The sequence below is a fragment of the Pseudomonas sp. OV226 genome (assembly GCF_003148705.1).
Classification (GTDB): Bacteria; Pseudomonadota; Gammaproteobacteria; order Pseudomonadales; family Pseudomonadaceae; genus Aquipseudomonas.
In genome coordinates this window covers 1-13,638 of the sequence record NZ_QGGS01000034.1, presented here as the reverse complement: position 1 = coordinate 13,638, position 13,638 = coordinate 1, and the positions used below count along the sequence as shown (strand labels likewise).

Sequence of the window (13,638 nt, the reverse complement as noted above, 5' to 3'; positions counted from 1 at the left end):
TGATCATGATTCCTACGGGGGAATGACGGAGCTGGAGGTGCTTCGTCACGACATCAGGAGCCAGCATCGACCAGCCAGGGGCCAGCTCAGGACACGGGCGACTTCAATTTGCAAGACGCTTTCTCAGGTGAGCTTTCCAGCAGGCGATTCAGCTCCCGCTGCCATACCTGCAGCAACGTCCGTCGGGCTCGCGGCGATGCGAGCAGGTACGTATGCAGAGTTGCCATGAAGAATTGGGTATCTGCCTCGCTCAATGCACCATACAAAAGCAGTACTTTGTAGCTGGCGGAAAAGTCTTCCTTGGACATACGCTCGAAACCTTAAGAATTCTTCAGGACGAGCATAGAAAGACGCCGACGCCTTGAAATTAGGACGAGTCCTAAAATGGCTTGGGTCTGTCCTAATCGAAGCTGAAGCGCCTGCGCCGCCTGCCGTCAGCGGGGGGCGAAAGTAGCAACAGGCTGGCGCCTGGATGACGCTCAAACGGCTCAGCGATAGCTGGATAGGTGCGTGGTGATTGCGAGATTGAGGCGCTCCACACTGGTCGCGATGGCATCGGCCGCACCCGCGATGGCATCAGCTTCATCGCGGCGGATAGCGTCGGCGAGCGCCTCGCAATCGCCACAGACTTGCGCGGCCCCTATCAGCCTCGCAGCCCCCTTGATGCGATGGCAACAGGCCGAAGCTTCGGCAAGCGAAGCGCTGCCAATGAAGTTCTGCAAGGTCACCAGATCGCTCGTATTGGTTTGGTGAAGCACTTCCAGAAAATGCACTTCAGCGTCATTCGCTCCGCCGAAAAACGCTTGCAGCAAACGAAGGTCGAAGGCTGGTGGCACGACAGCGTTGCTGCTGGGCACGGGCAACTCTGGTGCAGGAATGACGTCGCTGGACAGATGGCGGGCGAGCGCGGCCAGCAATTGCGCGACTTCGAGAGGCTTGGTCAGGCATTCGTCCATCCCGACCTGCAAGGCAAGGTTCAGGCGATCTTCCTGCGTATGGGCCGTGCAACCGAGGATCGGACAACGTATCGCCCCACTCAAGCGTTCTTCGGCGCGGATGGCGGCGGTAAGCTGGTAACCGTCCATCACCGGCATCGTGCAGTCGGTCAGCACCAGATCGATGCCGCCCTCGCGCCATATCTGCAAAGCGATCTCACCGTTTTGCGCCTGCTCGCAGCGAAAACCTAAATGTGCCAATTGGCACTGCAGCACGATACGGTTCGCCAAGTGGTCGTCCACCACCAGCACCTTGAACTTACCCCACTGTGGGCCCGCTTCTGCTAGTGCGGGCACATCGGCAGTGGACGGGGAATCTTGGGTTGGCGGCTCGGAAAGCGGAAGAGTCAATGTGATCCGGGCACAAGTGCCTTTGCCAGGTTCGCTATCCACAATAACCTCACCGTTCATTAAACAGCACAGACGATGCACGATGGGCCAGCCCAGTCCAGTCCCCCCTTCCGTGCGCGGGCCCGCTGCCTCAGCCTGGTAGAATGGGATGGAAAGGTTCGCCAGTTCATCCGGCCCCATACCGATGCCAGTGTCCTCCACTTCGAGGACGACTGTTTCGCAATTTGCGTCACCCCCGCTCCGTCGCAGATTGACCCGTACTTCGCCAGCGTCGGTGTACTTGATCGCATTGCTGACGAGGTTATTCACGATCTGGCGAAATCGCAGACTGTCAACGTGGTGCCACGCCGAGATGGCGGGGTCGATGAATACGCTGATGCGCAAGCCGCGCTGGCGAGCCAGGCTGGCGAAGACGGCGACAACCTCCTCGACGAGGGGGCCGAGGCGCGCTGTGTGAGCCGTGATTTCCAAACCGCCGGCCTCGATTTTCGATATATCCAGGATGTCGTCGAGTAGTCGCAGTAGCGAGGCAGCAGAGCTGTAGGCTAGCTCAATGGAGGTGCGGTCTCCCTCATCCAGGCGGGTCTTGCACTGCAGCAACTCAAGGACGCCCAGAACGGCATTCATCGGACTGCGGATCTCGTGGCTCATGGTGGCCAGGAAATTCGACTTGGCGCGGCTCGCCATTTCTGCTTCGGTCCTGGCCGCCTCGACCATTTCAAGCAGACGCTGACGTGGGGTCACGTCGGTCAGCCCTGAAATGAGCGCAACAGGAGGATCACCTGCCTGCAGCACGACCGGGGAGACCCAATGGGACAGTTTCGCCGGCACCCCCGCGACGACCAAATCGATGTCCAGGCTTATCGGCGCACCTTTCTCGAGCACGGCCCGATAACGTTGTTCAGTCTCGTTCGATTGCGCCTTGGTCTTGCCGGGTAAAGGTCGCTCTGAAACGCTGCGCCCGAACAATTCGTCGCGCCGCAGTCCGTACAAATGCTCCATCATCGCATTACAAGTCACCAACCTGAGATCGCGATCACGCACAGCAATGGCCTGCGGGATGGCATCCACCATCGCATTACGAAACGCCAGTTCATCGCGCAACTTGTCTTCGCTGCGCTTGCGTAAGTAGATCTGGCGCTGCAAGGACCGGTTCCACAACAAGAACAGGGCAAAGCATGCCAATAGGCCTCCGGCGCCTCCGAAAAACCAAGGGTAATAGCGGGCCCAGTCAATATCGGACGGGCGCACGTGCATCCAGTGGGAACGCATACGCCACATATCCTCTGGTGATAGAGTTTCCAGCGTTCGATTGATGATGTTCACCAGCTCAGGCTTGTCCGAACGCACCCCGAAAGCGATGTCCACGGGGGCCTCACTGATACCGCCCGCGACTTTCAGGAGGTCGCCGTAGTAGCGGACAAAATAGTTCGCTGTATTGATGTTGCCAACCGTAACATCGGCATCCCCTGATACCACCAGTTTGTAGCTGTCGCTGATCGACTTTACAGGGTGCAGTTGAACGCTTGGAATGCGCTCCTTGATTTGCTCGACGACTCCATTTGGAGGTAGGTAGGCGATGCGCTTGCCCGCCAGGTCTTCTAGGCGGATGTGATCGGCACTGGTGACGCGCGAAACAACCACCCAGTAGCCACGAAAGTAACCATCGGTAACGACCATGCCCGACTCGGGTGTCATGTCTCGTATGGCGACTGGCTGCATATCGATGCTCGCTGTGTCGGCTTGCCCTTGGTCAACCGGACGAAAGATTAGGCCCGTTTTATCGGCAATCAGGTCAAGCAACTCAATGCTCAGGCCACCCAGATGGCCAGCCGCGTCGAGAAAGATAAATGGCATGCGGTCATGCACCGCCGCGTAATGCACGACCCTATGGGTCGCGATCCACTGGCGCTCGGCCTCCGACAAGCTGACGTTCGAGGACACGTCGCTCGGATCGTAGTTTGGCGTCCAGCGTGCCTTAACCTCACTACGGGCGCGCACAGGGAGTGCCGCCAATGCGCGATCGATCAACCGCGCCAGCATGGCATTGTCCGTACCCACAGCGAAATGGAACTGCATATCCGGCGCCTCCAGCTCCACCGGGCGCAAAGACAGCAATTGGTATTGGTCGATCAGGTATGCAGCGCTGGCGCCGTAATCGACAAACACATCAATGCTGCCGGAGCCTGCGGCTGATAGCCCCAAGAAGGTGCTTGCATAAGGTTGCAGGCGTGCGTGCGGAAACGCACGCTGCAGGATTTGCGACATGGCATGTCCTCGAACATAACCCACGGTAACCTCTGCCTGCGGGTTCAGGTGCTTGCCTGGCGTGGTCACCTGGACCAATCTGGCCGGGATGTAGGGGTTGGTGAGCCTACCGCTGCCCCACCATTGCGTCGGTATCGAAGGAAGAAGATCGACTTCATTTGCCGCGAGTGCTTCGCTTGCCTGCTCGACGGTGAGGAAAGTGCGGACCTGCAGCGTCACCCCGAGCATAGCCGCGATGGCTCCTAGGTAGTCTGCCGAGATACCTTCGTATTCGTTGCTCAGTCCGATAATGTCAAAGGGCACCATTTCGTTCGAGACGACGCCGATCGTGAGCGTATGGTGCTGCGCCAGCCATTGGGACTCCTCTGTATTCAACGGCAGGGCATCGCGGGCAACACGCATATTGCTGACAATACGCACAGGGAATGGCTCGACAGTCGCTGTCGCATCAGCGAGCAGTAGGAATTGAAGGCATAGAAGGCAGCTTGCAAGACGGCGGAAGTGACGGGGCGTAGCCATTGTTGTGCCTCGGGCTGTTAGTTGACTACATAGCCCCCAGGATACGCCGCCTCCGGGGTATGACATGTTGGAGGCAGAAATACCACCCAATCGACATTCTGGGGCCAACCAGGCTGAACCCTGCAATCCAGTGAGTCTGGCGTTTACTCGGCCATCTGTCTGAAGCTGCAATCTAAGAAAAGCAATCGGCGCCGGCAAGCCCAGAGACACAAGCCTTCCGAGAGAAAAAGGACAGTGCTACTATCGCTCGTTCGTGGTCAATCCAAACGAATGGCGGTTCAATTTAGCGCGGTCAGCGAGGACAGTACCGAGTCTAGCTCGGGTGATAACGTGCGCGTACCCCCTGACCTCAGAACGTCTACTCTGTATCAGAGTTGTAAATGAGCGGCTATACCCTCGCCCGTAGTATGGCATTCACTCAGTCGGACTACTCGATGATCAAAACAAAACTTCAATTGGTGCTGGCCGATGATCACCCTGCGGTGCTCGCCGGTATATCGTACAAATTGAGTTCCATCCCCTCTCTGCAGGTGGTCGGCACCGCCAGCAATTCAACAGAAATTGTCGAATTGCTGGCACGTATACCCTGCGACATTCTCATCACCGATTACGCCATGCCCGGCGGCCAATTTGGCGATGGTATATCACTGCTGTCATTCCTGCGCCGACGCTTTCCCGCCTTGTGCATCATTGTTTTCACAATGCTGGACAATCCTGCCGTTACCAGGGAAATGTCGAACCTGGGCGTAAAGGCGGTACTTAGCAAGGCAGACGATATCGCTCACCTCGTGGCGGCTATCGACGCAGTTGGAAGAGGTGCGATCTATTTTTCGCCCAGCGCCCTTCCCAGTGGTACTCGCTCGGGCCTGATCACAGACTGGTTTGACGGTACGAATGCGCTCACAATGCGAGAAGCCGAAGTGGTGCGACTGTTTGTGGCAGGCCACACGGTCAAAGAGATTGCCGAACAACTGCACCGCAGCAAGCAAACAATCAGCGCACAAAAGATGAGCGCTATGCGAAAACTCGGAATCGAACGCGATGCTGACATCTTCCGTTTTGCCCAGGAATTCGGCTTCACCTCTCTAACAGGCACTCTGCCTGAGGCTCACCCCAGCGTTCAGAAAGAGGCCGACAAGGAGTAAGCAGCCCCTGGGCGCAGTACCTTTGCCGTATCCGACAGAACCGCAACATCACCCTGCAGTTTATTCTCCCTCGCTTGGCTCAAGTCATACGGGCACCATCCGATTTCACGGCTATCCGCTTCAGGCTCCCGGCGCAGCCCTAGCACCCCGAGCCATCCTCTGGCGGCATGTCAGACCGCGCGACCAGATAGTACAAGTCTGCACGCGTATAGGACGAATCCTAAATACATCCCCTAGGCCGCTTCATAGAATTTGCCCCAGTGGCACTTCCTATCTGAAGTTGCCGGGAGAATGACATGCGATTTAGATTTTTCGGTGTTCAAAAGCGTTGGCGGCGATTTTCGAAGCCGCCGACTCTTTACATCGGCATGGCCAGCATCGCTCTATGCCTGTCCAGTCCACGCGCCTACTGCGAAGAGCTTCCAGACTTGCTACGCATGACGGGTGAACATCCGTCCGTAGCGGCGGCAAGGTCTGAAGCCAATGCGAGCGAGTCAGATATCACCGTGGCCAAGGCTGAAGGAAAAGTGCATGTCAATGCGGGCATCGACTCGCGGAGCTACACGGACCAGCCGGGATACCACGACGAGCTTTTCTCGCCTTTCGTCTCGGCGAATAAGCTGCTTTACGACCATGGCCGACTCGATGCGACTGTGAATGAACGCAGCGCCGCCTATCAGGCATCGCTGGCTAGCGTCAAATGGCAGCGCGAAATCATCAACAAGCAGCTGACAACCCTTTATACGACCGCCCTTTCGCAACATGTCACCGGCAATATTCTCCAGGAGCAAGTCAACACTCTGCAAGCGTTGCGTGACAAGGTCTCGGCCATCGCCCGAATTGATCCGGGAAGAGCCTCTGAAGTCCATCAAGTCGACTCTAGACTTGCATCGGCCATGGCCAACCGCGAAGGCCGCGCCATTGGCGAGCATGAAGCATGGAAGCAGATCACCAACCTTTTGCACCAACCGGTGACCTTGACTCATGACTTGCCGGACCTGAGCCGAATGATGTTGCTACCCCAGTCCGAAGAACAAGCCGAACAACTTTTGCTAAACCACCCTGAGTTGCTCGCCGCGCGCGCGCACCAGGACGAGTCGCTTGCAGCACTCGATGCGGCCTCGAAATGGAATCGCCCACGCTGGACCATCGATGTTCGCGCGCAAAGCCAGCGCGACCGACAGAACGGCGGAATGGAGTTTGGCAGTGTGGTGGTCCAACTCAGTAGCAACCTGTCGTTGCTAGACGGCGGCGGCGGAGCAGCCAACACGCACAGCCAAGCGCAACACGCGGCGGCGGCGGAATCTGCCGTGGAAAATGCAAGTCGTGAATTGCAGCAGGAGTTTCAGCGCTTGTGGGTTGCACTGCCGATTCGCAAGCAGCAGCTTACCGAATTGGAAGCGGCAGTGGACGCCGCAGACCGGATGCGCGCAACAGGTGAGGAGCAGTTCTTCGCTGGACGCCGCCCCTTGACCGACCTAATGGGTTTCGATAGCGAATATTACAATGCCCGCATCAGCTACGAAGAGCAGCGCATCCAGTACCTGAGCTCACAGTGGCTGATCATGTCTGCCCTCGGCCAACTTTCCGATCTGGCCGACGTAAGCCGCCCTTGGCAAACACCACGCCTTGCCGATATCGCGAACGCCACCGGAAAGCATCGCCCAGCGGGAAATACTTCCGCCGCGCAGAACCCGCGGAACGCTCAAGCATTACGCGCCAGCCTCAACAGCACTTTGTCGGCGACGCCTGCGGCCGGGTTACCGAACCTGAAGTGATCAGAGTGTCGCAACGCCTACAGGAAAGTCTTTTTATTTGCCTCGCTACGCGGCTGACGTTGAGCCTAGCGAGCACTTTTGGGTAGTAATATGAAAGTCGTGGACATGCATAGGCCGGCGAAGGCCGACACTAGTAACACATCGGACCAGCAGAGCGCCCCACCCTTGGACCTGGGCAACTCGTCAATGCTGCGCTGTCTGCGTGCAGCATTGAGACAGGCAGGCCACTCTCTAAGTCTGCATGATCTCGGCGATAACCAGCCCAGCGCCCCTTCGATCCAAGACCTCCACGGGGCTAACGCCAGTGTTTCACGCCAATGGAGTGTGGATGCACTGCGGCGCCATGGATTGTATGCGGGATGGCATGAAGTCGATTTCGAGGCGCTGAAGCCGTCGAATCTTCCGGCAATTCTCCTGCTGGAGGAGCGGCTGGTTGTACTCTACCGCTTGGGTGAAACGCACTGCCGGGTCGTCGACCCTTCTTTGGGCGATGAGCCGGTGGCCGTCGAGACCGCTGCGCTGCGCATGAGCTATAGCGGCAATGCGCTGCTATTCAAGGCCGAAACACGGGTGGACAACCGCTCGGATGAGCTGGTCAGGGTTCAGGAAAAGCACTGGTTTTGGGGTACCGTCTGGCGATTCAAGCGCTTCATTGCCGAAGCCGTTGCACTTTCGGTGGTCATCAATGTGCTCGCACTGGCAATGTCCATCTTCACGATGAGCGTCTACAACCGGGTCCTGCCCAACCAGGCATATGTAACGTTGTGGACAATGGCCATCGGCGTCAGCCTGGCCCTCCTGTTCGAATTCGGCGCGCGCGTGGGCCGTGCTTGGGTGCTGGACCGGGCGGGCAAGAAAATCGACTTAATCCTGGGTGCGAAGATTTTCCGCCACGTACTCGCCACCCGTTTGGAAAGCCGTGCGCAGTCCAGCGGTGCCTTTGCAAATGTCGTGCAAAGTTTCGAAACTGTTCGTGACATGGTGACTTCGGCCACACTGACGGCTGTCGCGGATCTGCCGTTCGCACTGTTGTTTCTGCTGGTTATATACCTGGTGGCTGGACCATTGGTCTGGGTAGTTGTGGGCACTATGTTGGCCGTCGTAGCGCTAGCCCTGTTGATCCAGATCCCGCTCAAGCGAGATTCGCAGAACTCGATGAAAGTCGCCAGCAACCGTCACGGCCTTGTGGTGGAAAGCCTGGACAACCTAGAAACGATCAAAGCTCTGCGAGCTGAAAGCTGGATCGCGAGTCGGCATGACGCGGCCAGCGTGCAACTGGCGCAGCTCTCCATGCAAACACGCTTTCTCAGCAGCTGGGCGACGACACTGCTGCAGTCGTTTCAACAGTTCAGCACGGTGGCGCTGCTGTTGTGGGGCGCATATCTGGTCGGCGATGGCACTATCTCGATGGGCGGCATCATCGCCACTATGACACTCAGTGCCCGTGCCATCGCACCGATCGGTGTGCTGGCTGCAATGGCAGTGCGCCTACAGCAAGCGCGTACCTCGCTGGCTTCTCTTGAGCAAGTCATGGCGAAACCGAAGGATCGCTCGCCTAAACAGGTATACGTGCAATTGCCTGCCGAAGGACCTGAGGTCTTTCGCTGCCATGATCTCAGCTTCCGTTACAAGAAGGAGCTGCCCCCGGTGGCAGACGGCCTTGAGCTGAGCGTGCGGCCAGGCGAGCGCATTGCCATTCTAGGCAAGATGGGCAGCGGCAAATCGACCCTCTTGCGCCTCTTGGCCGGGCTCTATCAGCCGACCGGGGGACGTATTGTGATCAATGGTGTGGATTCCCGCCAGGTCGATCCCGGCGAGCTGCGCTCACACGTGGCATTGGTTTCACAGGAACCGCGCCTGATGTATGGCACTCTGCGCGACAACCTGCTCATGGCGGCACCCCATGCGAGCGATGAGCAAATGTTGCATGTCGCCTCGCTAACCGGCGTCAGCGATATCGTGGCACGGCACCCGATGGGGTTCGGAATGCCAGTGGGTGAACGAGGCGATACCCTCTCTGGGGGACAGAAGCAAGCCATCGCCTTGGCGAGAGCTTTACTCGCACGGCCGAGCGTGCTCCTTCTGGATGAACCGACCTCTGGCATGGACATGGGCTCGGAACGCACGCTCATGAGTGCACTCGGACCAGCGATGGAGGGTCGCACCGTGATCATCGTCACCCACAAGCCGGCCTTGCTGCAGTTCGTCGAACGCATAGTGGTAATGGACGACGGAGTTAAAGTGGCCGATGGCCCGAAGGAGCAGATTCTCCAGGCACTCAACAGTGGGAAAATCCCTTCCGGTTCAGAGCTGCGCTCTGCCGCCAAGACATGGCAACCCACCGCGACCTTCGCACACTGAGCTCAATGATGAAATTTTTTCGAAAATCCACCTTCGCAGCCGCGTCAGCGGGCAAAGCGCCGAACTATCAGTTCAAAACGCAGCACGCAGATCAATACAGCGTCGATGATTTCTCCAACGAGATCACCCTCGCTGTGCGCGACGATCGCTCCAGCGGCTGGCTGATACTGGCTTTGGGCGGAGTTACGCTGCTGGCAGCAGCAATCCTGTGGGCGGCCTGCTTCCAGATCGAAGAAGTCACCACAGGCACTGCCAGCGTCGTGCCCAGCTCGCATGAACAGGTGCTGCAAAGCCTTGAGGGCGGCATCCTCCAAGAACTACTGGTTCATGAGGCCGACGTGGTCCAGAAAGGCCAGGTCGTGGCACGCATCGACCCCACGCGTGCTGAGGCTTCGTTCAAGGAAAGCGCCAACCGCGTGCGAGCACTGCGCGCCCAGGCGGCACGTTTGAGGGCCGAATCGCTAGGGACAGAGCTGGTTTTTCCGCCCGAAGTTTTGGTAGATCGGACCATCGTCACCAGTGAACAGGAGAACTACAACGCCAAGCGCCGTGCGCTAGATGAGTCCATCGCCGGTTTCAATCAGGCACGGGCACTGGTCAGTCAGGAGCTAGGGATTGCTCAGGAGTTGTCCGTCAAAGGCCTGTTGTCCGCCACTGAGGTGCTCAAACTCAAGCGTCAAGCCAATGAGGCGCAGCTACAAATCATCGAACGGCGCAACCGCTACCGATCCGACGCCAGCGCTGAACTCTCCAAAGTCGAAGGCGAGCTTTCTACCTTGGGGGAAACAGTGGCCGGGCGCCTCGATACTTTGGAACGAACCGAGGTGCGCTCGCCCGTGAACGGTATCATCAACAATATTCGGATTAACACGATAGGCGGCGTCATCCAGCCAGGAGCTGAGATCATGGAGGTAACCCCACTGGACGATACGTTGCTGGTGGAGACCAAGGTAAAACCGGCCGATGTCGCCTTCCTGCATCCGGGCCAGGATGCCATGATTAAATTGTCTGCCTATGACTTCTCTACCTACGGCGGACTCAAGGGAAGCGTTGAACACATCAGCCCTGGTGCCTTGAAAGACGACGAGGCAAGGAATCGCCCTGGGGCAGAGACCACCTACTATCGCGTCATGGTGCGCACTCATGGCAATAGTTTGACTAAAGGCGGCAGCCAAGAGCTGCGTATCATTCCAGGTATGACAGCCACGGTCGACATCCTGACAGGTCGAAAGACCATGCTGGACTACCTGTTACAGCCGATCTTGAGAGTTCAGGAAGCGTTTCACGAGAAATAAACGTTATCCCTCAACGAACCCTGATTATTCGAAACTTGGTGGCGAGCTCAGTGAATCCGTTTTGTATCAATGGACACGGGGCTACCGTACACACCGCATCCGTTTCGCAGGATGCTTATTCCGAAGAAAAACGGCAAGACGAGGCCTCTAGGAATTCCCTTGATGAACTGCCGGGTCAAGCCGGCACTCCATTTATTGGCTATGGAGCCTACAGCGGAAAATCGTCTCGAGTCCGAGACTCGATCACCTCAATTCTGCGCCCTCCCCCCCCCCCGATTAAGTTCGAGAAAACGCTTGGGTTGCGACTGTCATAAACGGTCTTGTCTTTGTCGCAAAATGGCGATATTTGCGGTGTCGATACCTTTATCTTTTAAGTTCAGTTCGCTCACAAGCTAAATGCGATGAGCTCCTACTAGTAGGAAAATTGCGGTGCGCGTGTGTGCAACATTTGACGAGACTGACAAACGATTAGGAAAAGTCGACATGCCCCATAAAAATTGCAAGGAGATATGGATTGATCGCCGTTGCTGTGATTGGGATATGTTTCTATTTGAATTGATTGGCACAGCGTACCAAATGAAGTTTCCCCTGCTGCTGGTCAACTGGCGCGAAGCCCGGCGCTACTGGCGACGATACAGCTGCACAGGAGCGGAAGTCATTAAGATACAACGAGCCCGCGAGATAAATGAGGCGTTGTACAACGGTTACGGGGAGCTCTCCTGCCAAAATGGCAATCTAGTCGATGATTCAGATTATGTGATGCCTGACAGACAACCAAATCATTCCTTTTGGTGGAGAGGCTCATTGGACTAAATGCTTCAACGCTTGCACCAAGACAGTGCTGGTAGCGGATCAAGGCGCTCGCACCGCTGTCGCCACACGATGCTGCAGATGCCGCCCTATGTACCAACCAACTGATGCATTAAGCCGGAACTCCGACTCACCCCTGAGGCCGGCCTTACGCCTACAAGCCCCGCCCGGGAAGGGCGCGGTCCAACGAGCAACCTGATTCTCACTTAAAATTATTAAACCAAGGAAAGATGAAATGAACCCCATGACAGCTCTGTTCACCGCAGCAGCCCTGATCCTCACCGCAGGCTTGGCCCAAGCCGATGTTCGATTGGATCGGATCCCGCAGTTGGTCAAAGAAGGCAAGATCAAGCCGCTGGAGGAGCTGAACCAAACCGCACAGAAACTACACCCTGGCACGACTATTACCGATACCGACCTAGATAACCACTTCGATGGCTACGAATACCAAGTTGAATTGCGCGACTCCAATGGCATTGAGTGGGATGTAGAGCTCAATGCTGCTACCGGAGAAGTTTTGAGCAACAGGCAAGACACGTAATCTCAGTTGAAACAAAGCCATATGATCTGAGTATCATATGGCTCTTATGCATTCGAATCTGAGACTCCGGTGTTGCAGAGCTGCATAGAGCACTGGATATGCACGTACTTGGACCTCAATAAGTGGAAGGTTTTTTGTCGGCGAGACAGACAAAAGAAAAACTGACGGGTGTCGGGCCTTAACTTAAGGTGGGCGAGAAAATGAAGGACCTCCGAGGTCGCCCCTAAAGCGTTTTACCGGCTTGTACCAGTCCTCCTATTTGTCGAGTTGTTCGCTGTTGACCATGGTTTGAGCTACAGCCTCCTGATAGTACGTTAGGATCGAGTCAGCCTTGTCCCAGAGCGCCGGCCGACGCGGCGACACTATGCGCTGCGAGCTCTTTGAGTCGAAAGCGGCCGCCAGCTTGAGAATGGCGATGATTTGGCTGTCTGAAAAACGTGATGTATTCACGCAAAATTTCCTTGATCCGGTTAGGCGGAAATCCTACTTCTGACGAACACTGATTTCAGGGGAGATTCCCCCCAGCATCCGCCGCCAATCATAGGGAAAATGAACACTCAATGGCAGTTGATCGATTCTCCACCGTGCCGGCAATGGTTGATCAAACCTGGCTGCAACCTGCAATCCCATCTCACTCGCGGCAAATGGCCCACGCAGCACCGTCGGCGTGCGAGCGGCACTGTCTACCGCCCGCACCACGTGAGCATCCAGCCACTCTCCATCGGGCATGTGCACTTTCAGAGGCTGACCTGCCCGCGCATAGTTGATGTTAAGCGGCTCCAGGTAAATCCACAGCAATGGGTCGGTCACCTGCTCCAGACGCATCAGCACCGTTCCTGGGCCAACGCTCTCACCTGGAGTAACAAGCACTTCTGCTATACGACCACTCTGCGGCGCCTTCACTAACAAGGCGGCCAGCCGTGTCTTCAGCCATTGTTGTTCCGCATTTTGCTGGATCACTTCTCGATCAAATCCTTGAGGCGATTGAAGAACGGTCTGCTCACGACGCTCGAAAGCCAACAAACCCGATCGAAAACCATCGCGCTCGGCCTGTGCGGCCAGCACTTCACCGCGAGTGGCAGCGCCTTGCTGAAGCAGGCTCTCCAACTGCTGAACACGTTGCTCTGCCCTGCCCACCCGGGCTTTGAGCAATTGACGCTCTTTCCTACCCAAATCGGAATCGCCACGCCGTGCAGCTTCAACGGGCATGGCGGCAAGTTGTAACAGCCGGGCACGCCACTCTGGATTGTCGAGGTTGACCAGCAGTTGGTCGGCTTGCACGTGATCACCCACTGTGACGAACACCTGCTCGACCCGAGCGGCATCTCGTGAGCGCACCTCCTGAATCGGCAAAAGCAGTTGCGCCGGCGCGTCAATCACCAGGACGCCATAGAAGAACTTGCCGAAAAGCCAGAGTAAAGGGCTAGCTACCAAGAATAGGATCAAGTACCAACGTAGGCGAAATGCCATACGCTTACCCGGAGCGTAGAGCACGTTCAGGCCATGCTCCTCAGTGGGGTTGTGCTCTTTTTGACTATCGAAACGAATCTTCATGAGCCTCTCACCGTTTGGGGA

At 56.9% G+C, this 13,638-nt stretch carries 10 protein-coding genes; 6 read left to right on the top strand and 4 right to left on the bottom strand.

The features are described 5' to 3' along the window. Positions 1-86 precede the first annotated feature (86 nt). A complete protein-coding gene (locus C7534_RS30675; RefSeq protein WP_109788080.1) occupies positions 87-308 on the bottom strand; it encodes a hypothetical protein in 222 nt (73 codons plus the stop codon). Positions 309-488: 180 nt separating this feature from the next. Then, a complete protein-coding gene (locus C7534_RS30670; protein WP_158283945.1) occupies positions 489-4,034 on the bottom strand; it encodes an ATP-binding protein in 3,546 nt (1,181 codons plus the stop codon). A 479-nt stretch (positions 4,035-4,513) separates the two neighbouring features. Here C7534_RS30670 and C7534_RS30665 point away from each other — a divergent pair, with 479 nt between their 5' ends. The 6 genes from C7534_RS30665 to C7534_RS30635 all read left to right on the top strand — a co-directional run bounded on the left by C7534_RS30665 (position 4,514) and on the right by C7534_RS30635 (position 12,063). Continuing rightward, on the top strand, positions 4,514-5,278 hold the full coding sequence (locus C7534_RS30665) for a response regulator transcription factor (protein ID WP_256594851.1): 765 nt from the start codon (positions 4,514-4,516) through the stop codon (positions 5,276-5,278). A gap of 296 nt (positions 5,279-5,574) precedes the next feature. Next, positions 5,575-7,056: a TolC family protein gene (locus C7534_RS30660; RefSeq protein ID WP_109788078.1), complete on the top strand. Its 1,482-nt coding sequence runs from the start codon at positions 5,575-5,577 to the stop codon at positions 7,054-7,056. Between the two features lie 165 nt (positions 7,057-7,221). Next, on the top strand, positions 7,222-9,417 hold the full coding sequence (locus C7534_RS30655; protein ID WP_158283944.1) for a type I secretion system permease/ATPase: 2,196 nt from the start codon (positions 7,222-7,224) through the stop codon (positions 9,415-9,417). 8 nt (positions 9,418-9,425) lie between these two features. Continuing rightward, positions 9,426-10,712, top strand: a complete 1,287-nt coding sequence (locus tag C7534_RS30650) for an HlyD family type I secretion periplasmic adaptor subunit (protein WP_109788076.1) — start codon at positions 9,426-9,428, stop codon at positions 10,710-10,712. A 483-nt stretch (positions 10,713-11,195) separates the two neighbouring features. Further along, positions 11,196-11,525: a hypothetical protein gene (locus C7534_RS30640; protein WP_146206225.1), complete on the top strand. Its 330-nt coding sequence runs from the start codon at positions 11,196-11,198 to the stop codon at positions 11,523-11,525. Between the two features lie 232 nt (positions 11,526-11,757). Further along, positions 11,758-12,063 carry a PepSY domain-containing protein gene (locus C7534_RS30635; RefSeq protein ID WP_109788073.1) on the top strand — a complete coding sequence of 102 codons (306 nt, stop codon included), beginning with the start codon at positions 11,758-11,760 and terminating at the stop codon, positions 12,061-12,063. Between the two features lie 255 nt (positions 12,064-12,318). On the opposite strand, the gene C7534_RS30630 is transcribed toward C7534_RS30635, so the two are convergent. Further along, complete coding sequence (locus tag C7534_RS30630) at positions 12,319-12,513, bottom strand: hypothetical protein (RefSeq protein ID WP_109788072.1); 195 nt, start codon at positions 12,511-12,513, stop codon at positions 12,319-12,321. A gap of 33 nt (positions 12,514-12,546) precedes the next feature. Beyond that, the coding region (locus C7534_RS30625; RefSeq protein WP_256594850.1) for an HlyD family secretion protein at positions 12,547-13,638 on the bottom strand (1,092 nt) is incomplete at its 5' end.

Bases quoted from the DNA above. Each gene is read 5' to 3' on its own strand.
- C7534_RS30675 (WP_109788080.1), bottom strand. From the start codon at position 308: ATGTCCAAGGAAGACTTTTCCGCCAGCTACAAAGTACTGCTTTTGTAT.
- C7534_RS30665 (WP_256594851.1), top strand. From the start codon at position 4,514: ATGAGCGGCTATACCCTCGCCCGTAGTATGGCATTCACTCAGTCGGAC.
- C7534_RS30660 (WP_109788078.1), top strand. From the start codon at position 5,575: ATGCGATTTAGATTTTTCGGTGTTCAAAAGCGTTGGCGGCGATTTTCG.
- C7534_RS30650 (WP_109788076.1), top strand. From the start codon at position 9,426: ATGAAATTTTTTCGAAAATCCACCTTCGCAGCCGCGTCAGCGGGCAAA.
- C7534_RS30640 (WP_146206225.1), top strand. From the start codon at position 11,196: ATGCCCCATAAAAATTGCAAGGAGATATGGATTGATCGCCGTTGCTGT.
- C7534_RS30635 (WP_109788073.1), top strand. From the start codon at position 11,758: ATGAACCCCATGACAGCTCTGTTCACCGCAGCAGCCCTGATCCTCACC.